Source organism: Nocardia sp. CA-135398 (genome assembly GCF_050955845.1).
Lineage (GTDB): Bacteria > Actinomycetota > Actinomycetes > Mycobacteriales > Mycobacteriaceae > Nocardia.
This window is the reverse complement of record NZ_CP192084.1, coordinates 417529-442933: the sequence shown is the minus strand read 5'-3', so window position 1 is coordinate 442933 and position 25405 is coordinate 417529. Positions and strand designations below refer to the sequence as shown.

General features: G+C 65.9%; 22 protein-coding genes. 14 read left to right on the top strand and 8 right to left on the bottom strand.

What is annotated here, in order from left to right; translation table 11 throughout:
* Window positions 1–81: 81 nt before the first annotated feature.
* From ACQP1T_RS01955 to ACQP1T_RS01925, 7 genes are all read left to right on the top strand, one after another.
* Window positions 82–1041: an EamA family transporter gene (locus tag ACQP1T_RS01955; RefSeq protein WP_433758231.1), complete on the top strand. Its 960-nt coding sequence runs from the start codon at window positions 82–84 to the stop codon at window positions 1039–1041.
* Between the two features lie 1023 nt (window positions 1042–2064).
* Window positions 2065–3801 (top strand): hydroxysqualene dehydroxylase, encoded by a 1737-nt coding sequence (locus tag ACQP1T_RS01950; protein WP_433758230.1) that lies wholly within the window; start codon window positions 2065–2067, stop codon window positions 3799–3801.
* 66 nt (window positions 3802–3867) lie between these two features.
* Complete coding sequence (locus ACQP1T_RS01945; protein WP_433758229.1) at window positions 3868–4509, top strand: pyridoxamine 5'-phosphate oxidase family protein; 642 nt, start codon at window positions 3868–3870, stop codon at window positions 4507–4509.
* 71 nt (window positions 4510–4580) lie between these two features.
* Window positions 4581–5816, top strand: coding sequence for a MurT ligase domain-containing protein (locus ACQP1T_RS01940; protein WP_433758227.1), 1236 nt, complete (start codon window positions 4581–4583; stop codon window positions 5814–5816).
* On the top strand, window positions 5816–6547 hold the full coding sequence (locus ACQP1T_RS01935) for a type 1 glutamine amidotransferase (protein WP_433758225.1): 732 nt from the start codon (window positions 5816–5818) through the stop codon (window positions 6545–6547). Before ACQP1T_RS01940 ends, ACQP1T_RS01935 begins: the two co-directional genes overlap by 1 nt.
* 147 nt (window positions 6548–6694) lie before the next feature.
* On the top strand, window positions 6695–7525 hold the full coding sequence (locus ACQP1T_RS01930; protein WP_433758223.1) for a DUF2637 domain-containing protein: 831 nt from the start codon (window positions 6695–6697) through the stop codon (window positions 7523–7525).
* A gap of 46 nt (window positions 7526–7571) precedes the next feature.
* Window positions 7572–7997: a hypothetical protein gene (locus ACQP1T_RS01925; protein WP_433758221.1), complete on the top strand. Its 426-nt coding sequence runs from the start codon at window positions 7572–7574 to the stop codon at window positions 7995–7997.
* A gap of 3 nt (window positions 7998–8000) precedes the next feature.
* On the opposite strand, the gene ACQP1T_RS01920 is transcribed toward ACQP1T_RS01925, so the two are convergent.
* From ACQP1T_RS01920 to ACQP1T_RS01905, 4 genes are all read right to left on the bottom strand, one after another.
* A complete protein-coding gene (locus ACQP1T_RS01920) occupies window positions 8001–9131 on the bottom strand; it encodes a zinc-binding metallopeptidase family protein (RefSeq protein WP_433758220.1) in 1131 nt (376 codons plus the stop codon).
* 4 nt (window positions 9132–9135) lie between these two features.
* On the bottom strand, window positions 9136–10050 hold the full coding sequence (locus tag ACQP1T_RS01915; protein WP_433758219.1) for a transglutaminase family protein: 915 nt from the start codon (window positions 10048–10050) through the stop codon (window positions 9136–9138).
* Window positions 10047–13361: a circularly permuted type 2 ATP-grasp protein gene (locus tag ACQP1T_RS01910; protein ID WP_433761929.1), complete on the bottom strand. Its 3315-nt coding sequence runs from the start codon at window positions 13359–13361 to the stop codon at window positions 10047–10049. Before ACQP1T_RS01910 ends, ACQP1T_RS01915 begins: the two co-directional genes overlap by 4 nt.
* 69 nt (window positions 13362–13430) lie before the next feature.
* Window positions 13431–16754 carry a DUF2126 domain-containing protein gene (locus ACQP1T_RS01905; RefSeq protein WP_433758218.1) on the bottom strand — a complete coding sequence of 1108 codons (3324 nt, stop codon included), beginning with the start codon at window positions 16752–16754 and terminating at the stop codon, window positions 13431–13433.
* 154 nt (window positions 16755–16908) lie between these two features.
* On the opposite strand from ACQP1T_RS01905, the gene ACQP1T_RS01900 reads away from it, so the two are divergent.
* Window positions 16909–17112 (top strand): hypothetical protein, encoded by a 204-nt coding sequence (locus ACQP1T_RS01900; RefSeq protein ID WP_433758217.1) that lies wholly within the window; start codon window positions 16909–16911, stop codon window positions 17110–17112.
* A 1-nt stretch (window position 17113) separates the two neighbouring features.
* Here ACQP1T_RS01900 and ACQP1T_RS01895 read toward each other — a convergent pair whose 3' ends face one another.
* Window positions 17114–17719 carry a hypothetical protein gene (locus ACQP1T_RS01895; RefSeq protein ID WP_433758216.1) on the bottom strand — a complete coding sequence of 202 codons (606 nt, stop codon included), beginning with the start codon at window positions 17717–17719 and terminating at the stop codon, window positions 17114–17116.
* A 175-nt stretch (window positions 17720–17894) separates the two neighbouring features.
* On the opposite strand from ACQP1T_RS01895, the gene ACQP1T_RS01890 reads away from it, so the two are divergent.
* Genes ACQP1T_RS01890 through ACQP1T_RS01880 form a run of 3 tightly spaced genes read left to right on the top strand, consistent with a single transcriptional unit; the run spans window position 17895 to window position 19500 of the window.
* Window positions 17895–18227 (top strand): YbaB/EbfC family nucleoid-associated protein, encoded by a 333-nt coding sequence (locus ACQP1T_RS01890; protein ID WP_084509499.1) that lies wholly within the window; start codon window positions 17895–17897, stop codon window positions 18225–18227.
* Window positions 18228–18240: 13 nt separating this feature from the next.
* Window positions 18241–18849: a recombination mediator RecR gene (gene recR, locus ACQP1T_RS01885; protein ID WP_364358372.1), complete on the top strand. Its 609-nt coding sequence runs from the start codon at window positions 18241–18243 to the stop codon at window positions 18847–18849.
* Window positions 18850–18885: 36 nt separating this feature from the next.
* Window positions 18886–19500 (top strand): LysE family translocator, encoded by a 615-nt coding sequence (locus ACQP1T_RS01880; RefSeq protein ID WP_433758215.1) that lies wholly within the window; start codon window positions 18886–18888, stop codon window positions 19498–19500.
* A gap of 3 nt (window positions 19501–19503) precedes the next feature.
* On the opposite strand, the gene ACQP1T_RS01875 is transcribed toward ACQP1T_RS01880, so the two are convergent.
* Window positions 19504–20148, bottom strand: a complete 645-nt coding sequence (locus ACQP1T_RS01875; RefSeq protein ID WP_433758214.1) for a hypothetical protein — start codon at window positions 20146–20148, stop codon at window positions 19504–19506.
* A gap of 144 nt (window positions 20149–20292) precedes the next feature.
* Between ACQP1T_RS01875 and ACQP1T_RS01870 the strand changes: the two genes are divergently transcribed.
* Both ACQP1T_RS01870 and ACQP1T_RS01865 read left to right on the top strand, forming a co-directional pair.
* Window positions 20293–21108, top strand: coding sequence for a MerR family transcriptional regulator (locus ACQP1T_RS01870; RefSeq protein ID WP_433758213.1), 816 nt, complete (start codon window positions 20293–20295; stop codon window positions 21106–21108).
* 16 nt (window positions 21109–21124) lie between these two features.
* Window positions 21125–21481 carry a VOC family protein gene (locus ACQP1T_RS01865; protein WP_433758212.1) on the top strand — a complete coding sequence of 119 codons (357 nt, stop codon included), beginning with the start codon at window positions 21125–21127 and terminating at the stop codon, window positions 21479–21481.
* A 7-nt stretch (window positions 21482–21488) separates the two neighbouring features.
* Here ACQP1T_RS01865 and ACQP1T_RS01860 read toward each other — a convergent pair whose 3' ends face one another.
* Window positions 21489–23126: a GMC oxidoreductase gene (locus tag ACQP1T_RS01860; RefSeq protein ID WP_433758211.1), complete on the bottom strand. Its 1638-nt coding sequence runs from the start codon at window positions 23124–23126 to the stop codon at window positions 21489–21491.
* A gap of 225 nt (window positions 23127–23351) precedes the next feature.
* Between ACQP1T_RS01860 and ACQP1T_RS01855 the strand changes: the two genes are divergently transcribed.
* A complete protein-coding gene (locus ACQP1T_RS01855) occupies window positions 23352–24605 on the top strand; it encodes a cytochrome P450 (protein ID WP_433758210.1) in 1254 nt (417 codons plus the stop codon).
* Window positions 24606–24663: 58 nt separating this feature from the next.
* On the opposite strand, the gene ACQP1T_RS01850 is transcribed toward ACQP1T_RS01855, so the two are convergent.
* On the bottom strand, window positions 24664–25098 hold the full coding sequence (locus ACQP1T_RS01850) for an SRPBCC family protein (protein ID WP_433758209.1): 435 nt from the start codon (window positions 25096–25098) through the stop codon (window positions 24664–24666).
* Window positions 25099–25405 lie beyond the last annotated feature (307 nt).

Genomic DNA, 25405 nt, shown 5'->3' with positions numbered 1-25405 from the left:
GAGAACCATTAAGCGATGCTACATCGATAGTGCACATTTATTCGATTGTTCTTATTGGTTTCATTACCCACGATAAGGAACGTGACCAATCGCGACCGCTTGCTCGGGCTTACCGTTGTCCTGCTCTGGGGGCTGAACTTCATTGCTATTCGGGTGGGGCTGGATCACTTTCCGGCGTTCTTTTTCGCTGCGCTGCGGTTCGCGGTGATCGCGGTGCCGGTGTTGATGTTCGTGCCGCGGCCGAAGGTGCCGGTGCGGTGGTTGCTGCTGTATGGGATCGGGTTCGGGATTCTGCAGTTCGCCTTTCTGTTCACCGCGATGCGCGCGGGAATGCCGACCGGGTTGTCCTCGCTGGTGCTGCAATCCTCCGCACCGTTCACGGTCGTTCTGGGTGCGTTGTTCCTGCGGGAGCGGCTGCGCGGGACGCAGTTGCTCGGAATCGGCGTCGCGGTCGCGGGCATTGTGATGATCGGGGTCGATCGCGCACAGCATGCGGCGCTGCTGCCGGTGCTGCTGACGCTGGCGGGCGGTCTCGGTTGGGCCTTCGGCAATATCGGCTCGCGCCTGGCCACGGCCTCCGGCGAGGTCAACCCACTGCACCTGACGCTGTGGATGACAGTCGTGCCGCCGATCCCGATGTTCGCGCTGTCGGCATTCATCGAAGGACCGACGACCGGCCTGCACGCGTTGACCGACGTCACCTCCCCCGGCGGCTGGCATGCGCTGCTCGGCCTCGCCTACGTCGTCGCACTCGGCACCATCGCGGGCTCGGGCCTGTGGACCCACCTGATGAGCCGGTACCCGGCCAGCACGGTCGCGCCCATGTCCCTGCTCGTCCCGGTGGTCGGCATCCTCGCCGCCTGGGCCGCCTTCGGCGAGGACCCGACGCCGCTGTCATTGCTAGGCGGAGCCATCGTGATCGCGGGCGCGTTCACGGCAACGAAGTCGGGTCGCCGCGACACGAATGCCGCAGCGGCGGAACATAATTCGCCCCTCCCCGCAGTGTCGGAACCAACGCAACCCCGATTGGTGGAGGCCTGAGCCGACCAGCCACCGCGATGCGGTGCCCCAACAACACAACCAGTCCCGACCCCCAACACCGGAACCAGCACCCCCGATTGGTAAACACCCGAACCGACCAGCCACCGCGATGCGGTGCCCCAACAACACAACCAGTCCCGACCCCCAACACCAGAACCAGCAACCCCCAATTGATAAACACCCGAACCGACCAGCCACCACAACGCGATGCCCAACAACACAACCAGTCCCGACCCCCAACACCAGAACCAGCAACCCCCGATTGATAAACACCCGAACCGACCAGCCACCACAACGCGATGCCCAGCAACGGAACCGGTCCCGACCACTTACACAATGTCGGATCCGGCCGCCAGTCGGCCACGGTTGGTCGAAGTCCGACACACCGGCGACTACGGACCCAGCAGCAGCAGCACCGATCGTCGGACCGCCACTGTCGCCGCCGAGCTCGATGGGTGCCACGCGTTACAAGGCCGCGCGACGACCTTGCCGAACTACAACAGCGATGGGCTCGGATTCGGCCACCGACGCGCATGTCGGATGATCGCGTCGGCAATGCGCGATGGCATGCAATCGCCCCAGCAGCGATGCCACGCACAGCGCCGAGCGGACCCGGCGACACAATCTGCGATAAGCAGCCGACCCCGGCCACGCGCGATTTACCTGGCGCTTCCGCCCTACCCTCTCACCATCCGCCACCGCAACGCTCTGACCTGCGAAGGTTGCGTACGACCCCAGTTCAGGAAACCGGATCGGACCGGTCGCACGGCCCGGTAATGTCTGCCGCGCTGTGTTCGTGAACGGATCCCGAGCGGGTTCCGGCGGGCGGCGCAAGGGGTGGGTCGGTTCCCCCACCGGCAGTCGCTTTACAGTGTTTGCGGCGTGGAACAGGGTCCGGAGGCTGGAACGTTGTCGAGAAACTTGTCGGTGCTCGGAAGGGTGGCGTCGGACAGTTTGTTCGGCGCGCTGTAGGCAGCAAAGAAGCGCATGGTAAATCAGCGATGGACGGTTTCGCGAAGAGCAATGCTTCGCGGCACCGTGGCAGCGGGGGTGGCGGCGGGGGCGCTGACGGCCGGTGGGCTCAGATCGGCGCATGCCGCGGGCAGTCCCGGCGGCGGGCGGGTCGCGGTGCTCGGCGGTGGGGTCGCGGGGTTGACCGCGGCGCACGAGTTGGCCGAGCGTGGATTCCAGGTCACCGTGTTCGAAAGACGTGCGCTCGGGGGCAAGGCGCGCAGCATTCCGGTGCCGGGCAGCGGGTCGGGCGGACGGCCGGAGCTACCCGGTGAGCACGGCTTCCGCTTCTTTCCCGGCTTCTACCAACACATTCCGGACACGATGCGCCGAATTCCGTTCGCGGGCAATCCGAATGGCGTTTGGAATAATCTGATCGGCGTGCCGGAGGCACGGTTCGCCCGTCGCGGCGGCGATGATTTCCGACTTCCCTTGGGCCCCAAGGCCCGCACGAATTTCACCCCGGACGCATTTCGCGAAACCATGGGCGCGGCATTCGCGACGGCTCTGAAAATGCCCGCCGACGAGGGCGCCTACTTCGCCGATCGGCTGCTGGTCTTCAACTCCAGCTGCGACGCCCGGCGGCTGGGGCAGTGGGAATACACCTCATGGCGCGATTTCGTCGGCGGCCATCAGCGCTCGCACGAATTCCGCGCACTGCTCTCGCGCACGCTGACCAGCATCATGGTCGCCGCGAAGGAGGATGTGGCCAGCGTCCGCACCATCGGCACCATGGGCGAACAGTTCCTCGGCAACCCCTTCGAAATCGGCAATGACGGTGCGTTGGACCGGGTGCTGAACGGTCCGACCAATTCGGTGTGGATCAACCCATGGGTGCAGCGGCTGCGCGACCTCGGCGTGGAATTCGCGCTCGGGGCCGAGGTGCGCGGGCTCGACGTGCGCGATCGGCGGATCGCCTCGGCCAGAATCGTCGATGAAAACGGCGCTCAGCGCAGCATCGACGCCGACTATTTCGTGGTCGCGCTGCCCGCCGAACAGGCCCGCGCACTATGGTCGCCCGACGTACTCGAGGTGCGCCCGGAATTGGCCGCGATGGATCGGCTCTTCGTCGACTGGATGAACGGCATCCAGTTCTATCTGCGCAGGCCGATGGACATTTCACACGGTCACACGGCCTATATCGACGCCCCGTGGTCACTCACCTCGATCACCCAGAATCAGCTGTGGACGCGCAAACTCACCGAATTCGGTGACGGCACCGTGCAGGACTGCCTTTCGGTCGATATCTCCGATTGGAACTCCCCCGGCATGCTCTACGGCAAGCCCGCCAAGGAGTGCACCCACGAGGAAATCGCGCGGGAGGTGTGGGCGCAGTTGCGGGCGCATCTGAACGATCGCGACGACCTGTTGCGCGATGCCGATCTGCATTCCTGGTTCCTCGATCCGGGCATCAGCTGGCAGGAGTCCCAGCGGCGCAATGCCAATGCCGATCCGCTGCTGATAAACACCGCCGGGTCATGGGAGTGCCGACCGGAATCCCACGGCGCGCTCGAAAACCTGTTCCTGGCAGGCGATTACGTGCGCACCAATGTGGATCTGGCAACCATGGAGGGCGCCAACGAATCCGCGCGCGACGCGGTCAACGCCATTCTCGACGTTTCGGGTTCGAATGCCGAACGCTGCCGCAAGTTCACGCTCTACCGGGCCACCGAATTGGAGCCGCTGCGCCGCATCGATGCCGACCGCTACGCCGCGGGCCAGCCCAACCTGTTCGATGTCCGACTGTGATCGATCTCCCCTCGTAGGAACGTAATTCGATCGTCGCCGACACCGTGCCGGTGCTTTGATCGAACTATGGGCGAGCGCACCGAAACCGATCAGATCACCGACCCGGCCGAGCTGCGGCAGTTGCTCGGGGAGGTCATGCCGCGAGCCGCGACAAAGGAACGGGTCGCACTGCATCCCCGCGATCGCGACTGGATCGCGGCGACCCCGTTCATTGCGCTGAGTACCAGCGATGCCGACGGCAATTGCGATACCTCACCGAAGGGCGATCCGCCCGGCTTCGTGAAGGTGCTCGACGACACCACCATCGCCATTCCGGAACGGCCGGGTAACCGCAGGGCCGACGGCTACCTGAATATCCTCAGCAATCCGCACGTCGGGCTGCTGTTCATGATTCCGGGCCGCCGCGAGACACTGCGCATCAACGGCCGGGCCCGGCTGGTTCGCGACGCACCGTATTTCGATGACATGGTGGTCAAGGGCCATCGGCCGATCCTGGCGATCGAGGTCGATATCGAGCAGATCTTCTTCCACTGCGCCAAGGCGTTCATCCGCAGTCACCTGTGGGAACCGGAGCAGTGGCCGGTCGACAATCTGCCCAGTGCGGCCCGGCTGGTCAAAGAGGTCCAGACCAATGTGACGGAGTCGGTGGAGGAGCTGGAGCGCTACTACTCGCCGGAAAACTACAACGCCAAGCTGTACCAGGAGTGAGTACGGTCACTGCGGCCGAGCGCGTGGGCCGCAGCGAATGCGCCGCCGAGCAGAACACATAGACTCGCGGCGTGGCAGACATAACGGTGCGCGGGCGACTCGCGCTGCGGGCGGCGGCGGCAGCGTCGTGGGCCTCGCAGAAGGCGGGCCGCGGCAAGGGCTCGATGATCGGCGGGCTGATCGCCCTGCAGATCGATAAGACGATCATGGATCAGCTGGGCCGCGGGCGGCGCACTGTGCTGGTGACCGGCACCAACGGCAAGTCGACCACCACCAGGATGACCACCGCCGCACTGAGCACCCTCGGTAAGGTCGCCACGCAGGCCGACGGCGCGAATATGGACGCGGGCATCGTGGCCGCGCTGAGCGCGCATCGCGGGACGCCACTGGCCGCGATCGAGGTGGATGAACTGCATCTGCCGCACGTCACCGATTCGCTGAATCCGTCCGTGGTTGTGCTGCTCAATCTCAGCCGTGATCAGCTGGATCGGGTCGGCGAGATCAATATGATCGAGCGCAAGCTGCGCGCCGGACTGGCCCGGCATCCACAGACCGTGGTGATCGCCAACTGCGACGATGTGCTGGTGACCTCCATTGCCTACGACCATCCGAATGTGGTGTGGGTCGCGGCGGGCAGCGGGTGGTCGATGGATGCGACGAGTTGTCCGCGCAGCGGTGAGCCGATCGTCTGGGAGGGCGCGCACTGGCGCAGCACCGGCACGGATTTCGAACGGCCCGAACCGGATTGGTGGCTCGATGGCGCGGAATTGGTCGGGCCCGAAGGTATTCGGCTGCCGCTGAAGTTGGCGCTGCCCGGACGAGCCAATAAGGGCAATGCCGCGCAGGCGGTCGCGGCGGCGGTCGCACTCGGTGCGGATCCGGCGGCGGCGGCGACCGCGGCGGGTACGGTGCGCGAGATCGCCGGTCGCTATCGGACGGTGCAGGTCGGCGAGCACGCCGCCCGGCTGCTGCTGGCGAAGAATCCGGCGGGCTGGCAGGAGGCGCTGTCGATGATCGAGCCCGATTCGGCCGGGCTGGTGATCGCGGTGAACGGGCAGGTGCCCGACGGCGAGGATCTGTCCTGGCTGTGGGACGTGCGGTTCGAGCATTTCGAGGGCGTCCAGGTGGTGGCCGCCGGTGAGCGCGCCACCGATCTCGCGGTGCGCCTGACCTATGCCGGAGTCGAGCACACCACGGTGCCGGATCCGTTGCGCGCCATCGCATCCTGTCCGGCGGGACGGGTCGAGGTGCTGGCCAACTACACCGCGTTCCGCGATCTCAACCGCGGTCTGGAGGAGCAAAGATAATGGCGGCATCGCGAAGCGGCGGGCGCGAATCGATTGTCCGCATCGGGCTGGTGCTGCCCGATGTAATGGGTACCTATGGCGACGGCGGCAATGCGCTGGTGCTGCGGCAGCGACTGCGCATGCGCGGCCACGACGCGGAAATCGTCGAAATCACCCTGTCCGACCCGGTTCCCGAGTCGCTCGACATCTATACCCTTGGCGGAGCCGAGGATTCGGCGCAGCGCCTGGCCACCCGACATCTACAGCGCTATCCCGGGCTGCAGCAAGCTGCCGCGAAAGGCGCTCCGGTACTTGCCATCTGCGCCGCCATCCAGGTGCTCGGACACTGGTACGAGACGTCCACCGGCGAGCGCGTAGACGGCGTCGGCCTCATCGATGTCACCACCTCCCCGCAGGCCAAGCGCGCCATCGGCGAAGTGACGACCACACCGCTGCTCCCCGGTCTCACCGCCGCCCTCACCGGTTTCGAAAACCACCGCGGCGGAACCAAACTCGGCGGCGATGCCACTGGGCTGGCGACCGTCACCCGCGGCGTGGGCAACGGTGTCGGCGACGGGCTCGAGGGCGTTGTCCAGGGCTCGACCATCGGAACCTACATGCACGGCCCCGCTCTCGCGCGCAATCCGGAACTCGCCGACCTGCTGCTCGCGCGCGTCCTCGGCGTGGATGAACTCCCCGCACTGCATCTTCCCGAAGTAGACCAACTCCGCCGAGAACGTTTGCGCGCCTGAGCACTGATTCGGCTGATCCCGTAGCGGGCGCGACCGGGTCGCCGTCGCGTATGGCGATTCGGGCGAGATGTCCGGTGTGGAACAACGCGCCGCGCTTTCGCCGGGTGCTTCGGCGGGATACGCGGTGATGCACGATACGCTGCCGCTATGGCGACGATCACATCAGCGGAATCAGAACTGCTCGAGGAACAGTCGACACCGGCCGACCGTCGGCCGTCGCTGATCAGCCGACTACGGGCATGGCGGCCGCGGCCGCTACATGCTTCGGCGATCGTCACCGGTGTCGTCGCACTCACGTCATTCGAAATGTCGTTTGCCGCACTGCACGACCTGTCGGTGCGAAACCTGGTGGCGCCGGCGCTCGCCGCGAATGTGCCGATCGCCATCGACGGACTGGTCATCGGTTCGATCATTGCCACCGCCACCTTCAAGCGGCACAGTTCGGCCTGGTGGTATGCCACAGCGCTGTTCGTCTTCTGGACTCTGGTGTCGGTCGCCGGAAATATCGAGTACGCGCGCGAAATCGGGGGTAGCCCCGTGTCTTTGTCGCTGTACGCCGGTATGCCGTTGACCATGCTGTTCGCGGTGCATCTCACCCTGATGCTGTTCGGGCGCGGACGCGACCGTGCACGTGCGGTGGAGCCGGCCCCAGCGACACGGGAGATTCACGTACCAGCAGCGCAGGAGAACCGCGCATCGGTCACACAGGAGGACGCCGACCAAGCGGCAGAGCGGGATTGGGCCACGGCGGTGGAAGAGGATTGGGATGACGTGGCAGCGGATTGGGATTCGGCACCGGAGGAAGAGCGTGTCGTATCGCCGCGAGGTGCCGCGATCCTGGAGAATACCGACCCGCTGCCCGTCGCTCCGAAAAAACTGCTGACCAGCACACTGCCTGGAACAGCGGCATTGCCGCGGATCACACCGACATTCGCGACCACCGGCGTGGGCGGCAAGACGAAGATCAACCCCTTCTGACTCGAAACTGCTTCAGCCACAATCGGACACGTCGATGGAGTAAGCGATGGCTTTTACCGTTTGGCAAGACCAGGGCGTAGAACAATTCCGGGAGGTCGCGGGGCGACTCGCGTCGGTGATCCAGAGCGGGATCGATCGCTCGGGCGCGTTGAACCAATTCGCCGAATCGATCAGCAGCGGTGAGACATTCACCGATCTGATGATCGAATACTCGTCCCGGTGGTTCACCGAAACCGGTGGACGCTCGACCTTGATCGGCCCGGAGTTGTTCTGGTTACTGTCCGAGCCGAGCCCGCGCCGGGTATCCGGCACCGGCATGCGAGTCCAGGAGTCGTATCTGGATACCGAATTGACGGCCGGACAGCGGGCCCGGATTTTACTGCTGATCTGCGTATACGAGGCACTGGCACAGAATCAATGGGGACCGGATGGCATAGCGGACCACGTGATCGCGACCAATGGCGTCGGCTAGGTGTCAGCGCGGGGTGGTGCACAGGTCGTGTACCAGGCGCATCTTTTCCAGGACCGGATCGGGCAGGACGAAGGGGTAGAGGTCGTCGTGGCCCATTGAGCGATTGACCATATTGAGCGACCAGGCGAGCGGAAGCCAGAGGTCGATAATGCGGTCGAAGCCGGCGCGGCCGAGTTGGGGACGGTCGAGGGTCGCGCCGGCGGGGGCCAAACCGAAGGCGGCGGCGGTGTCGAGGGTGTCGCGGATGTGCAGGTAGTGCGCGAAGGTTTCGGCCCAGTCCTCAGCGGCGTGCATGGTGGCATAGGACGAGACGTAGTTGTTTTCCCAGCCCGCTGGCGCGCCCTCGGCGTAGTGGCGGTCCAGTGCCGCCTGGTAATCGGCGTCGGGGTCACCGAACAGGTTCCGGAAACGTTGTGCGGCATCGTCATCGGCGACGAGTACCGAGAAGTAGTAGTGGCCGATTTCGTGACGGAAATGGCCGAGCAGGGTGCGGTAGGGCTCATCCATCTCGATGCGCAGTTGTTCGCGATGCGGGTCGTCGGCCTCGGCCAGATCGACGGTGATCACGCCGTTCTTGTGGCCGGTGACGACCCGGTCGATGGCGCTGGAGAGCAGGTCGAAGGCCAGGCCGGTGTGCGGGTTCCGGTCGCGGCCGATGATCGGCAGGCCGAGTTCGACCAGTTCCATGATCAGACGGCGCTTGGCCGCCTCGGCCTCGGCGAAGGCATGCATACCCGCGGCGTCGAGATCATTGGGGCGGGTGCGGGTCAGGCGGCAGGATTCGCAAAGTCGCGGTCCCGCGTTGTCATCCGGCTGCGGGCGCGAAGCCGTGATCTGCCAGGCATCGTCCGAAGTACCCGACGGCGACGGCACAATGGTGCTGGCCGAGACCTCGGTACCGGGCACCGGCACCAGCCAATTGCATTGCGCTACATGCAAATTGTCGCAGAGCCGGAACCGGTCGCGATCGACGACGCCGCTCGACAGATCAATTGCCGCATCCCCCGGCGGATCGCCGATCACCACCAGTGCGCGATCGGCGAGGCTGAAACCCAATGGGCTGGAACAGGACAGGCACACCGAATTCTCGAAGGTCAACTGCTGGCCGCAGTTCGGGCAGGTGAAATCGCGCATATCGCTAAACCTCCACCGGCGCCACGTCGACGGATACGGTGATCGAACTCTCCCTGGCGTCGGTGTAGATGATGCCACGCAGCGGGGGCACATCGGCGTAGTCGCGGCCCCACGCGACGGTTACGTACCGCTCGTCGGCGAATTGGTCGTTGGTCGGGTCGAAGCCGATCCAATGGCCGGTCCGGTCGTGTGCGGTGTCGCCGGGGACCCATACCGCGGACCAGGCGTGGGTCGCGTCCGCGCCGACCATGCGTTCCTTGCCCGGCGGCGGATCGGTTGCCAGATAACCGGATACATAACGCGAGGCCAGTCCGTGTGAGCGCAGGCAGGCCGCGCCGATTCTGGCGAAGTCCTGGCAGACGCCCGCACGCGCGGCGAATACATCGGCGACCTTGGTGGATACCGTTGTCGAGCCCGATTTGTAAGTGAAGTCGTCATGGATGCGGGTGTTGAGTTCGGTCACGGCTTCCAGCAGCGCCCTGCCGGGTCGCAAAGATTCGGCGGCGTATGCGGTGATCTCGCGGGTGATCTCCGGGGGATGCAGGTCGAGGGTGAATTCCACCGCGAGCGGACCATTGGCGGTGCTCGGACGGGACTGCTCCCACGGCTTGCCGGTCGCGCTCACCGCTGCGGCGTCGGGTACTTCGACCTCGACCACGGACTCACCGGCTACCACGAGTTTCGTATGTTCGGCCGTGACATGGAAATACGAGGTGGTGTTGCCGTACACATCGGTGCCGATCGAACGGTCCGATGGCGTCGGATCGATGTGGATCTCATGTGCGAGCAAGCGCTGTCCGGGAAACTCGCGCGGCGTCAGATAGGCGCGCCCATAGGAACTGGTGACCTCGTCGGAATATCTGTAGATGGTGCGGTGCTCGACCCGATAGCGTCGGGCGGCGGTGTTGCGCGCGATCATCCAACGACCCTCGTGCTACCCCACAGCGGCTGGATGCCGACCGGCAGCGCCAGTTTCGTGGTCTCGAACGATTCGGAGATCTTGCGCAACCGCAAATGCACACCCTCCAACAACTCGGCCAGTTCGGTACGCCGCCCGTCGGCGTCGGTGACATCGAGCTCGTCCGGGTCCACCCGGCGCAGCATGCGCTGGGCATCGGCCAGCAGCCGTTGCGGGCGGGAGGATCCCGAATTACCGGGCAGCGCCTGGAAGTCGGCGTCGAGCTGATCCAGCTGATAGGCCAGCGAGCGCGGATTCCCGGCATCGAAGAGCAGCAGGCCGGCTACCGCCGATACCCGCACCGAATCCCGGTGCCGCCGACGGTAACTCACCGACGACTCGGTCGCCTTCAGCACCGTTTCGATGACCACCCGCTCGGCTTCCGGCGGATAGGCATTCGTCAGTGCGGCCCCGAGCAACGCGGTCAACGACAGCCCTCGTTCGATGCGCTTGCCGATATCCATGACATACCAACCGGTGTCGCGCACCAGCGATTCGGCACCGATTCCGGACAGCGAAAGCAGCGCCGCCAACGACAGCGAATGCAGCGCCGACAATGCCGTTTCCTGATCATCCCCGGTGAACCGATAATCCGCCAGCGCCCGATCAACCGCACCCAGAATCATCCAGGTATCCGCCGACAACTGATCGCGCACCGCCCGCGCCGCCGACCCGTACCGATTGATCGCGAACGCCATCGATCCCGGCATATCCCCATCAACGGTCAACGCCACCAAATAGTCGTGCCCCTCCCGCCCTTGCCCGAGCGGCACCGTCCGTGCGGTAATCGCCGCGACCGGCTTCGACCCGGTATCCGCGCCGACATCGGGAGCGCCGGTGCCCGGCCCGGCACCGGAGGACTCGGCCCCGCCCGTTACTGCGTCCCCGCTACCCGTTGCGGGACCGGATCCGCCCATTGTCGAACCCGGATCATCCGAATATGGCTGCCGTGCAACGGAAGTCGCTTCGCCCCCTGGCTCACCGGACCGAGCGGCATCGCCCGTCGCACTCGGCCCCTGCTCGGCCGATTGCGACTGAGTTTGCGACGCGGGCGGTTCCGATCCAATAGGACCCGACGCCGCCGCGCGCGAACCACCGCCCGCCGCCTGCGACTGCGAGGGACCAACGGAGCCCGTCGCGCTCGGTCCCTGTCCTGTCGGCTGCGACGATTCCGACCCGACCGGATCCGACGCGGCTGCGCGCGGAGCGGGACCAGCGGCCTGCGACTGCGTTTGTGACCGCGAGCGCGACGGGCGATGCGCTGTGCCGGTCGTCCCCGGCTCGGGCACAGAACCGCTCGGTTCCGTTGCACCGCTGGCTGCCCCGGCTCCGGCAGTATCCGCGCTCGCATCGGTACCGGGCGCACTCGAACCTGGCACTCCCACAACAGAACTCGGCTCGGCAGTCACCTGCGCGGCTTCGGGCAGTACGCTCGGCGGAGCCAGGGTGCCAGTTGTGCGGGCCAGCGCGGCCATGAGCGTGGGTAGTGCGTCGGCGCCCGGTAGCCAGGGCCGGTAGCGGTAGTCCTGATAGCACTCGTGTGTTGCGATGAGCAGTCGCACAACGGCTTCCGCGCGTTCGCTGTAGCGGCCCATCCAGAACAGGTCGTTGAGTACGCGGGGGGAGCTGACCGGTTCGAGGGTGGGGGCGCGGCGTTCGCGTTCTTCCGGAGCCGGCTCGGTGCCGATGGCGGCGACGGCGGTCGGGGCGGCGCGCACCCAAATATCCTTGGCGGCAACCTTTATGGCTATGCGCTCGGGCTGCAGACGCTGACGCAATTGGCCGAGGCCGCCTTCCATCGCCGTATAGCCGCCGCGTCGGGCGAGCGAGAAAAGCCGCATACCAACAGGTGCCGAGGCGAGCCCGCCGTAACCCTGGACGGCGGGTGCGACCGAGAACTGCGCGGGCTCCTGCCCGACCCACTGCCAGCCGCAGTCCTCGATCCGCGCGGCGAGTTCCGCGCGTTGCGCATCGGCCAGTTCCGGACCGAACAGCGTCGCACCGTCGACCGCCGAACGAATGATCAGCCGATCCAGGTTCGCGATCAGATGCGAGCGTTCGCTGTCATTGCCACCCCAGTACGTCGGCGCGCTCTCCAGCGCCAACTCCTCTCCGAGCAGCGCCCGCGAGATCCGCGGCAGAAACGCGGCCAGTGCCGGATTCTCCAGCAGCCCGCTGCCGATCGTATTCACCACGGTCACCGCACCGCGACGCAACACCTCCACCAGGCCGACCACGCCGAGCCGCGAATCCGGCCGCAGATCAAGCGGATCGGAGAATTCGGCGTCCACTCGCCGCAGCACCACATCGACCCGCTTCAACATGCCGAGCGAACGCATCCACAGCGCACCTTCGCGCACCACCAGATCCGCGCTCTCCACCAGCGGAAAACCCAGCGTCGAGGCGAGATAGGCCTGGTCGAAAGCGGTTTCGGAATGCACACCCGGACTCAGCACCACGACGACGGGATCATCGTCATCGGCCATCGGCGCGGATTCGATCAACATCAACCGCATGGCCCGCGCGAATGGCGAGAGCGGACGCGGATTGGAATGTTCGAAGGCCTCGGGAATCGCCGTCGACACCACCCGCCGGTCCGCCAGCGCGTACCCCGCACCCGACGGCGCCTGCGCCCAGTCGGCGATCACACGGAACTGTCCGTCGCTCCACCGGCTGAGATCGCAGGCGTGCAGGAACAACTGGTGTCGGCCGGGAATCGTGATGCCGTGCGCGGCCCGCACATATCCGCTATTGCCGAACACCACCTCCGGCGGCAGCAGACCGGTGGTGATGGTGCGACGCGCGCCGTAGATATCGGTGAGCACCTCGTCGAGCACCCGCGAGCGCTGCACGAGCCCGGCCTCGAGCCGAGTCCAGTCGTCGGCGGAGACGAGCAGTGGAATGGGATCCAGCCGCCAGGCGGTCGGCATCGGCGGTTCGCCCGCCGCGCCCACCTCGGTGTAGTAGATGCCGTCGTCATCGATGAGCCTGCGCACCCGGCTGTCCAGCCGCCCGAGTCCGGTCGTGCCCAATTCGACGAAATCGGCGGACAGCTCCGACCACATGCGCCGAACGCCACCCGTGGGATCGACCAACTCGTCGTAATACCCGCCGAGCGGCCGACCGCATTCGTCGTAGGCGGCGGTATCGGCCCCCTCGGCGCGGTATCTGGCGAACTGTTCCGCGACCTGCTCGCGGATACTCAGCCGTCCGGCATTCAGCAGCGTCGTCTCGGATTCCCGAGCACCCGAGCCGCGCGCTTCGTCGCGCATAGTCACCGCGCCGACCTCGCTTCCCCTGCCAGACGTTGTCTGGAGCGCGGACCTGTGTCCGCCCCTCGCTTACCGATCGCCGACCAGTCCCCACACCGTGCGCGCCCGGCGCAGATCGAGGACGCCCGGCGCGCCGATGTCGATGGACTGTGCTGCCATCTTCGCACGTAGCTCCCCCGGATCGACCCGGACCGTGGTGTGCCCCGCCGCCTCGAACCGCCGGTTGCGGCGCGATTGCGCGGCCACCGCATTCACCGGCGGGTCCGCGTAGGCCATGCCACCCGGATGCGCGACGTGATAGGTGCAGCCGCCGCGGGACAACCCGGTCTCGGCATCGATCAGATCGAATACCAGCGGCGCGTCGACGGTGATGGTCGGATGCAGCGAATTGGGCGGCTGCCACGCGCGATAGCGCACCCCGGCCACTTGCACGTCGGCCTTGTCGGTGGCGAGCAGCGGCACCGGCATACCGTTGCAGGTCACCACGAAGCGATCGCGGTCCGCGCCGACCACCCGGACCTGCAGCCGCTCCACCGAGGAGTCGACATAGCGGGCGGTGCCGCTCGCCGTGGTCTGCTCGCCGAGGGTATGCCACGGTTCGATCGCGCCGCGCAGTTCGAGTTCGACATCGCCGAGCAGCACGGTGCCGATGCGCGGGAAGCGGAATTCGGTGAACGGGTCCAGCCAACTGGTATCGAATTCGATGCCGTGCGCGCGCAGGTCAGCGGCCACTTCGGCGATATCGGTCAGCAGGAAATGCGGCAGCAGATAGCGGCCGTGCAGATTCGCGCCGTGCCGAATCAGCTTGGCCCGCAACGGTTCCGCCCAGAACCGTGCGACCAGCGCACGCACCAGCAGCGACTGCACCATGGCCATCTGGAAATGCGGCGGCATCTCGAAACCGCGCAGCTCCACCAATCCCAGCCGGCCCCTTGCTGTTTCGGGACTGTAGAGCTTATCGATGCAGAATTCGGCACGGTGGGTATTGCCGGTGAGGTCGGTGAGCAGATGACGCAGCGCCCGATCGATATGCCACGGCGCGGCCGAATCCCTGCTCAGCCGAGCGATCTCGGCGAATGCGATCTCCAATTCGTACAGCGCGTCCTCGCGGCCCTCGTCCACCCGAGGCGCCTGTGAGGTCGGACCGACGAAGCGACCGGCGAACAGATACGACAGCGCCGGATGCCGCTGCCAGTAGGTCAGCATCGAGACCAGCAGATCCGGACGGCGCAGCAGCGGCGAGCGCGCGGGCGTCACCCCACCGAGCGTGATGTGATTGCCGCCGCCGGTTCCGCTGTGCGTGCCGTCGACATCGAAGGATTCGGTGCCGAGCCGGGCCAGTCCGGCCTGCTCATACAGCGTCGAAAGCAGTTCGGCCTGCTCACCGAAGGATGCGACGGGCTGCACATTCACCTCGATCACGCCGGGATCCGGTGTCACCGAGAAGGTGCGCAGCCTGGCATCGACGGGCGGGCCGTAGCCCTCGAGCACCACCGGCTGCCCCACCGCCGCCGCGGCCGCCTCGACCCGCTGGATCAGTTCGAGGAAGTCGTCGAGTTCTTCCAGCGGTGGCAGGAAGACGTGCAGTCTGCCATTGCGCACCTCGCCGACGAGTGCGGTGGTCGGCTCCCGATCCGGGTCCTTGACCACCGCGGATGGTTCGGTGCGCGGTAGCTGTAGTGGTCCCGTGCGCAGCGGATCACTGTCGGGGCGCGGCCCCGGCGGCTGCCACGAGACGGCATCGACGGGCAAGCGCAGACCGGCCGGAGAATCGCCCTCCGACAATACGATTCGCCCCTCCGGCAGATCAGCCGACTTACCGCGCCGCATCCGCCAGTCGGCACTGGCCCACCCGGCGCCGTCCGCGCGTCGATACAGCGAAAGCATATGGGCGGCGGGCGCGGTCACGGCCGCATCGAGCCGCGCCAACAGTTCCTTGCGCGCCTGCGCGGAATCCGGTTCCAGCTCGCCCGCCGGGTCCCCTTCCGGCGCACGCGCACTGCGGGCCAGCCGGGCCAGCGGGTCCTCGTAGGCCGGGCGCACCTGGGTATCCGGTAGGCCGAGACTCGCGGCGATATGCGCGATCAGTGCGCGGGCGGATTCGGGACCAGCCATCTTCGGCGGCGTCCACGGATCGGCGAGCAGTTCCTGCCGCGTCCAGACCGGTGCACCATCGGCACGCCACGCGACCGCGATCTCCCAGCGCGGCAACGGTTCTCCCGGATACCACTTTCCTTGCCGATACTGCACCAACCCGGTCGGCGCATAGATATGCCGCAACCGGTCAGCGAGATCGACGGCACGTTCGCGTTTGTGCGCACCGTCCGCCTCGGTGGTCCATTCCGGGCCGGACTGATCATCGATCGATACGAACGTCGGCTCGCCACCGATCGTCAGCCCGACATCCGCCATGCGCTCGTCGACGGCCGCACCCGCGGCGGTGATCCGCTCCCACTGGGATGCGGTGTAGGGCAAGGTGGTTCGCGGATCCTCATGAACCCGCCGCACGGTATTGGCGAAATCCATGGTCGCCTCGGTCCACCCGGTGGCGCCGGTGATCGGTGCGGACGAGGTCGGATGCGGTGTCGCGGCCAGCGGAATATGCCCCTCGCCGGCGAACAGTCCAGAAGTCGGATCGAGGCCGACCCACCCCGCACCGGGCAGGAATACCTCGGTCCAGGCATGCAGATCGGTGAAGTCGGCGGGCGGGCCCGACGGCCCGTCGAGCGCGGGCACGTCCTGGGCCAACTGCACCAGATATCCGGAGACGAACCGCGCCGCCAGCCCGAATTCCCGCAGGATCGACACCAGCAACCAGGCCGAATCGCGGCACGACCCGATCGCGCCGCGCAGCGTGTGGTCCGGCGATTGCACACCCGGCTGCATCCGAATCCTGTACCCGACGTCATCGCGCAGCGCGTGATTGACCGCGACGAGGAAATCGATAGTGCGCGGCCGATCGGTCGGCGTGAATGCGCGCACCCATTCGCGAACCAGCGCACCAGGTCCCGAGCCCGGCTCCGATTCATCGACCGAACGCAGATACGGATCCAGATCCGCGACCAACTCCGGGCTGTAGGCGAACGGAAAACGCTCGGCGTAGTCCTCGATGAAGAAGTCGAACGGGTTGATCACCTCGAGATCGGCGATCAACCCGACGGTGATCGACAGCTCACGCGCCGGATTCGGAAAGACAAGCCGGGCAAGGAAATTCCCGAACGCGTCCTGCTGCCAGTTGCAGAAGTGATCGCCCGGGGCGACCCGCATCGAGTAGGCCTCGATCTTGGTCCGCGAATGCGGCGCCGGCCGCAAACGCACCAGATGGGGATGAACCTGCACCAGCCGGTCGAAGGTGTAGGTGGTCCGGTGTTCGAGCGACACCTTGATGCCCATGCAGCAAGTTCACCACACCCTCGCGAGCTGCGACGCAGCATGAACAGGTCGGTTTCCGGACAGCCGCGTCGCGCGACACGCGAAGCGATCTCCCACCACCTTTCGGAGGCGGGTGCTATGACCGGTTCACGAACCGATCTCGTCTGGAGGCCATATGCGCGCGCCGACGTGTCCGTCCTGCGACTCCGCCATCGACCACTGTCACGGCACACTCATCGTCCACCTCGCCCGGACCGGCGAATGCACCGACGCGGACTGCATCGATCTCGACCACGCCCGACACGCCTTCGTCGTCGACTGCGGTGACATTGCCGGTGGCTGCGCCTGCGCGGCACCGGATGTCACGCGCACCGCCTGAGCTAGTAGGTCAGCGCGAAGGTGAGCAGCAAGGTGGTCTGGAAGTAGCCGCGCCACCAGGAGTACCCGAACCAAACATTGGGCGCGACCTCGCGGATCTCGTCGTAGACCTGCGGCGTCGGCGACGGGGCGTAGTTCAGCGCCCAGGTCGGCGCGCCATCCACCAGCGCGGGTGCGCTGTAGACATCGGCCTTCCAACCCTCGATGCCCGCGCCGGTGATCCGGTTCATCAGATAGCCGCCGTCGGGTCCGGTGTAGAAGGTCTTACCGATCCAGAACGGTGGGGCCAGTGTCTCCATGATCGGCGGTCTGGTCACCCAACCGTTCGTGACGCCCCTTGGCACCTCGCCGCGCGGGGCATCGCGGAAGATCGCGTCCTGCTGTTCGGCCGAGCAGCGCAGGCGCAGTGAATCGATGGTCGCGGCCGGATTGTCGGGATAGAGCACACATCCGCCGCCATAGTCTGCCGCCGCGTCGACGACCTCGGATTCGACGACCTCGGGGTCGACGATGCCGGAATCGGCGGCGGCGGGACCGGCGGCCCCGAGGAACAGACTGCCCAGTGTGAGCACCACGGTGCCCATGAAAAGAACGCGGTTTGCGCGCATTGCTGTCTCCAGAACTCACCACACCCGGTCCCGACCCTGCGTCGATCGTATGACGGTGGCCTCGCGGACATCTGGTTAAAAATCGAACTGTTATCTGGCGGCTCGGGGCTGCGGACACGGCTGTTGCCGCGCCCACTAGGCTGAACGATGACACTTTCCGCAGAGAGGACAAGCCGTGCAGCCCGGTGGTCAGTTCGATATGCAGCAGTTACTCGCCCAGGCGCAGCAGATGCAGCAGGCGGTGATGCAGGCCCAGGCCGAGATCGCGGCGACCGAAGTCCAGGGTCAGGCCGGTGGCGGGCTGGTCCAGGTAACCATCAAGGCGACCGGTGAGGTCGTCGCGCTGAGCATCGATCCGAAGATCGTCGACCCCGATGATGTCGAGGGACTGCAGGATCTGGTGATCGGCGCGGTCAACGACGCCATGTCCAACGCACAGCAGCTGGCCGCCGAGCGGCTCGGCCCGCTGGCCGGTGGCGGGTCGCTGCCGGGTCTGCCCGACTTCTGATCCGGGGACGTCTTTGTACGAGGGCCCGGTCCAGGATCTGATCGACGAGTTGGGAAAGCTGCCCGGCGTCGGTCCGAAAAGCGCGCAGCGCATCGCATTTCATCTGCTCCAGGTCGAGCCGCCCGAAATCGACCGGCTGCAGGCCGCTTTGCAGAAGGTGCGCGACGGCGTGCAGTTCTGCATTGTCTGCGGCACCGTCTCGGATAACGAAATGTGCCGCATCTGTTCGGATCCGCGCCGCGACCGCACCATGATCTGTGTGGTCGAGGAGCCGAAGGATGTGCAGGCCATCGAGCGCACCCGCGAATTCCGCGGGCGCTATCACGTGCTCGGCGGCGCGCTCGATCCGCTCAGCGGTATCGGTCCGGATCAGCTGCGCATTCGAGAGCTTTTGGCGCGCATCGGCAATCAGGAGGACGGCGTCGATGTCAGCGAGGTGATCATCGCGACCGACCCGAATACCGAGGGCGAGGCGACGGCCACCTATCTGGTGCGGATGCTGCGTGATTTCCCCGGACTATCGGTGACGCGATTGGCATCCGGTCTGCCGATGGGCGGCGATCTGGAATTCGCCGACGAACTCACCCTCGGTCGCGCGCTGTCGGGTCGGCGGGCACTGTAGCTTGCGTTCGGCCGGGCACGGGTTACTGTGTCGGGGATGAGCATCGAGTTCCTGCTGACCACGCTCGTCATCGTCGCCACACCCGGAACCGGCGTGCTGTTCACGCTCGCGGCCGGACTCTCCCGAGGGACCAGGGCCAGTGTGATCGCGGCCTTCGGCTGCACGCTCGGCATCATTCCGCACATGATCGCGGCCGTCACCGGACTGGCCGCACTGCTCAATGCGAGCGCCGTCGCCTTCCAGACGCTGAAGTATCTCGGTGTCGCCTACCTGCTGTACATGGCGTGGAATACCTTCCGGGACAAGGGCGCACTGGCCGTACCTGAGGCCGAGGCCGGAACGCCGTCGGCCCGACAGGTGATCACCTCGGCGGTGCTGCTCAATATCCTCAACCCGAAGCTGACGATCTTCTTCTTCGCCTTCCTGCCCCAGTTCGTGCCGACCGGCGCGCCGAATGCGTTGGCACGCATGCTCGAACTGAGCGGACTGTTCATGCTCGCCACATTCGTGGTGTTCGCGATCTACGGCGCCTGTGCGGCCGCCGTGCGCAACCAGGTGATTTCCCGGCCCGCCGTGGTCACCTGGATGCGCCGAGTATTCGGTGCCTCATTCATCGCCCTGGCGGGTCGGCTCGCGGTGCAGAACCAGTAAGCGTCAGACGGTGATTCGACTCCAGGGCAGGGCCTGGAGTCGGGTGCGGTCGTCGATCGCCCAGTCCCAGATCAGATCCGCGACGGTCTGCGGGTCGGTGACGGTGATGCCGAAGTGCTGCTCCGGGGCGCCATCTCGATACTCGAGGGTGAATGTCCCTGACTTGTCCCGATAGGTCTGGATGTAGACCTGCTCGTCACGCTCGACGACCAGATACGGATTCGGCGGGGCGAGCTCGGTTACCCACTGGTCGGCAAGGGCTTTCGTCAGATAGGGGAATTCGCCCGCGCCGCCGTGGGTGACCAGCGCGGGCACATGTCCGGCCGGATCGATGAGCCAGGCCAGCTGCGGATCGTAGACCGCGTAGTCCAGCGGTGTCGCGATCTCGAACAGCAGCTGCCGGACGAACCCGATCGCGTCGTACGGACACGGCACGTGCAGCACCGCGCCGGTCGCCGCGCCGCCGATCGGCACGGTACTGAGGAATCCGTCCTGCTCGGGTAGTTCGGCATTGCGCTTGTTCAACTCCGCCGCCATCGCCACGACCAGTTCCGTCTCCGGTCGCCCCTGCTGGCTACCCAGATACGCATCGACCTGCGCGATCGTCACAGCGACACCGGACGGCAACAAAACGTGGTCGTAGCTCACCAGAACAGCGTACGGGGGAGTAAGAACTGGACAGATGATCACCATGCGCTGGTGTTATTGCCTCTCGACCGGTGCCGCCATCAGCGCACGGTGATCAGCCGACCAGGTTGACTCTCCCGTGGGGGGAGGGTGTTCGCTGGGGGTATGGGAGTGGTGGTTTCGATCGGGGAGTTCGCCAGGTTGACCTATCTCAGTGTGAAGACGCTGCGGTATTACCACGAGGTCGAGTTGCTGGAGCCGGTCGCGATCGATGCGGGGTCGGGATATCGGCGGTATTCGGTCGATCAGGTGGCGCAGGCGCATCTGATCCGTCGGCTGCGCGGGCTGGATATGCCGGTGCCGGAGATCAAGGCGGTGCTGGCGGCCTCGGATACCGAATCCAGAAATGCCGCATTGCGCGCACATCTGGAACGTATGGAAGCGGAGTTGCGGCGCACGCAGTCGGTGGTTGCTTCGCTGCGCTCGCTGCTCACCCCGGCCGCACCGCTCACCGTCGAATACCGGTCGGTCGCGGCCTTCCCGGCGCTCGCGTACGTCGATTCGGTGAGCAGGGATGCGCTCGGCGACTGGTGCGTGGCCGCGTATCCGCTGCTGCACGAGACGCTGGCCGCGAAGAATATCGCGCCCGCCGGTGTCGACGGCGCCAGCTATTCGATGGAATTCTTCGAGAACGAAGGTGGCGAGGTCGCCGCTTTCATCCCGATTCCGGCCGACTCGCGGATCGCGCTACCGAGCGAGCTCTCGATCATCGAACTGCCAGCGCGCCGCTTCGCGATCGCCGTGCACTGCGGCCCGTTCGACGATTTCGACCGCACCTATGGCGCACTCGGCAGCCACGTCGCCGAACACGACACCTCGCTCGCCGAACCCGTGCGTGAGCTGTACGTCCTCGGCCCCGGCGAAATCGACGACCCCAACGCCTACCGCACCGAAGTCTGCTGGCCCATCGGTCGGCTCTGAAACAGGGAGAACCGCAATGACACTCACGATCGCGCATATCACCTTCGACTGTGCCGATGCCGCGACACTGGCCGGTTTCTGGTCCGAGCTGTTGCATCGCCCGCTGGATGCGAACGCGAGCCCGGAGTTCGCCACGATCGGAATGGCCGAAGGTGTTGCGCCGGTGCTGATGTTCATCCAGGTGCCGGATAAGACGCCCGGCAAGAATGTGATCCACCTGGACCTGAAGGCCGCGGACTGGCGCGAACAGATCGATCGCGCGATCGGCTTGGGCGCCAAGCACATCGGCGATTTCGACGAGTACGGCACGCAATGGGCGACACTGGCCGATCCGGAGGGCAACCTCTTCGATATCGCGGCCGGATCACAATGACACTCGACTACCCCCCAGACCGAATGATCTCTTCGATATTGCGCTCAGCCAGCGCGCAGATCGTCAACGACGGATTCACTGTTCCGGTGCTGCCGGGCACGGCCGCCCCGTCCATCACATACAAGCCTCGATAACCACGCACCCGGCCATACGGGTCGGTCGCGCGTCCGATCACTGTCCCGCCCAACGGATGTGGGGTGAATGAGGCGTCCGCCTCCCAGGGGGGTCGGTTGCTGGGTATGGGCGTGGAGGTCACCTGGTCGTTGACTTCGCGCGCTCGCGCCAGGTAGTCGGCAGCGCCGTTGTCCGGCCATTGCAGGTCGACGCGCCCGTCGGTCGGGTTGTAGACGAACCGACTGCGGGTGTCGTCGAGCACCATGCCCAGTGATCCGAGAATGCCGATATCGAGGGGTGTCACGCCGGGGACAAACCAGTTGTCCAGCGATACGGGTGCGCCCGACTCGTCCAGAATCCGGCTTGCGGACACCGTGCCCTGCGTGCCCGCCTGGAGCGAGCCGGCCGGCCGCGCCAAGGCGACATCGCCGTTGCTGCCCCAGCCTTCGCCGATGTGCTCGTTCAGATTCGGCAGCGCGCCGGTCGCCCGCGCGCGCACCAGCAGCTCGGAGGTGCCGATGGAGCCCGCGGCGAGGAATAGCATGTCGCAGGTCAGCGTCCGGGTACGGAGCACCTCGCCGGTAGGTGCGAGTTTGGTGACGTAGACGGTATAGCGACCCGACGCTCCCGGTTCCTCGGCGATGGCGTCCACGCGATGGCCGGGATAAATCTGGGCACAGCCGGTGTCCTCGGCATAGCGCAGGTAGTTCTGGTTCAGATCGAACTTCGCGCCGTTGGAATTGCCGAGGTTCGAACGGCCGATTGTCGCCGACGGCAGTGATCGTCCGGCCAGCTCGTCGCGGATGACGTTCCAGTTCCAACTGCTGTCGATGCGCTGCGGCGTATACCCGGCGGCGCGGACCTGCTCGTCCCAGGTCCGCGAGTGCGCGAACGCCAAAGATTCGTAGATGTCGTCCGGTATCGGGCTCAGCCGCAACATCTTTCGGACCTTGGGATAGTAGACCTCACGCATCTCGTGGTAGTCGACCACACCGCGGAACACATGGTCGAAGAACCGCTGCTCCGGCTCGATCATCACCCCGGTGAACACCACCGAGCCACCGCCCACACACGCACCGCGCCACACATCGATGCCCGGGTAACTGGAAACGTCGAGGACCCCGCCGAACGAATCGATTTGCACCGGGATCCTGGTCGCGCCGGTAAAGGTGTGGCGATGCCAGAAGCCGCGGCCGTCCGGAATCGTTTCGTCGGAGAAGATGTCGCGCCACGGATCATTCGGCCAGCGCGACCCACGCTCGAGCACCGCGACCTGGGTCCCGGACTCCGACAGGCGCAGCGCGGTGATCGCCCCACCGAACCCTGATCCGATGACGATCGCGGGCACATGATCGGCCGGATCCGGCAGCGGCGCGAAGATCTCCGGCACCAGCATCCGGTACACCGACGCTCTCGGGCTCGGGCTGTAGTCTTGGGCCCTTGCCGCAGACGCCGCAAGCGTGCTGCCACCCGCAAGACCCAGCATCGTGGCGGTCAAGCCAGCGCCCTTGACGAAACCGCGCCTGTCCATGGTGCCCCTCACCTGATCTGAAGGTCGCTGCCCCCTCCAGCTCCCAAATCTATCCCTCATGACGAGTGTTCGGAAAGCACAGTTACATGCGGGCAAATCGTCGAGATATGGCAACCGTACCCATGCCAACAGAGGCGCGCTGGCATAGCGACTATCTATCATTGGGGAGAGATCGGTGTGGAAGGTGGCAACGTATTGATCCGCGTGTGGATTCGGTGGCTGATAATGCATGGCCTGCCACGGTTCTTTCTCCTACTGGCGGCGCGGCGGGGCAATCCCCTCGGGCTGATCGCGGTCGGCCCGGATCGTTTGCTCGGCTCGTCGCGGTACATCGAACAAATCCGGCAGCGGGGCCGGATCCCCACTATGTCGGCGGGGTTGCACGTGACCGCTGACTACGAACTGTGCCGACTCATCCTGCGGGACCGTCGCTTCGGCGTGGTCACACCCAACCATCGAGCCTTGCCGAAGCCGATCCGCTGGGTGATGACCAAGACGGATCCGGGGCTTCCCAACCTCGCGGAACCGCCCTCGATGCTGGTGACCGATCCGCCGGAACACACCCAGTACCGACGCCTGGTCGGGCGGGCATTCAGCTCGAAGGCGATCGCCAAACTGCGGGAGCGGGTAGTCGAAGTGACCGATGACCTGCTCGAACGCCTGCAACCGAAGCAGCGACCGGATCTGATCGCCGACTTCTGCGCACAGTTGCCGGTCGCGATCATCGCCGAGATCCTCGGGTTGCCCGCCGAGATGCATTCGACCCTGCTGAAGTGGGGAGATACCGGTGCGCCACTGCTCGAACGCGGCCTGAGCTGGACCACTTACCGCCACGCCATCGAGGACCTGGCCGAGGTCCAGCGATACTTCGACCAACACCTCGACAAGCTCACCGCCGAGCCGGGCGACGACGTGCTCAGCATGCTGGTAACAGGTGGCGAGCTAACCCGCCGCGAACAGATGGCCAATGCGGCTCTGCTGCTGGACGCGGGATTCTTGACGACGGTGAATATGCTCGGCAACGGAATCGTCCTGCTGACCAGCCATCCGGATCAGCTGGAAATACTGGCGGCGCAGCCGGAGCTGTGGCCGCGCGCGGTCGAGGAAATCCTGCGCTACGACGGTCCGGTGCGGATGACCGGCCGCGTCTCGAGCTGTGACGTCGACATCGCCGATCAGCGCATCAAATCCGGTTCTCTGGTCCTGCTCTCGCTGGCGGGCGCCAATTACGACCCCGCCGTCTTCCCCGATCCCGAACTATTCGATGTGACCAGGGCCAACGCCGCGGATCATCTCTCGTTCGGCAGCGGGCTGCACGGCTGCCTTGGAGCCACACTCGGCCGACTGGAAGGCGCCATCGCGCTGCGCGCCCTGTTCGAGCGGTTCCCGGATCTGTGCCTGGACGGCCCGCCGATTCCGCATCCCCTGCGGAATCTGCACGCCTACCGCTCCATGCCCGCCAAACTACATGCCGACTAGCAATGTCGGGTAGATCGAAAAGCCCGGCACGCGTGGCGTGCCGGGCTTTTCGGCTATCTCAGGCGAGTTCGCGCTGCAGGTTCGCGAGCACCTCGGCCTGAATCTTCTTCAGCCCCAATGGCGCGAAGATCCCCTCGAAGATTCCCGCGATACCGCCCGCACCCTTCCACGACGTGCGCAGCGTGACCTGCGAACCCGTACCGTCCGGCGTCACCGTCCAGGTGTTCACCAGCGTCGAATTCGAATCACGTTCGGTCACGATGGAATCCGATACCGACACGACCGCGTGCACGTTGCGGGAACGCTTCTCGGTGGCCTGCAGGGTCCATTCGGCGACGGTGCCCGCGCCCTGACCACCCTCGACCACCTTGTAGTCGCGGTAGTGCGCGGAGAGGATGCGCGGACGCACCTTCTCGTAATCCGCGATGGCGTCGAGTGCGCGCTGCGGATCCGCCGCGACGGCGATCGAACTGCTGGCGCTGACCTGTCCCACGATGAGCTCCTTGTCCGGCTGCTGACCTTTTCGAGCGACCTGTAAACAATCGCTACGGTTGCTTCCTATCCTGCCCTGTCCCCGCCGCTTCGTGGCGCCCAGGTCGGTCCGCGCGCCGCGATGTTGATCACCGCACACGGACCGGTCCGCGCTGTTAGGCTTCCCGATCAGATTGCGCCGGAGGGGATCCATGCAATACATCGTGCGAGACGGGTGTTCGAAACCGCCCGGAACACCGCCGGACTGACACGGCGAGTCCTGGGTATTCCCGATGCAACAGATGCGTGACATTTATCCCTCGTCGGTG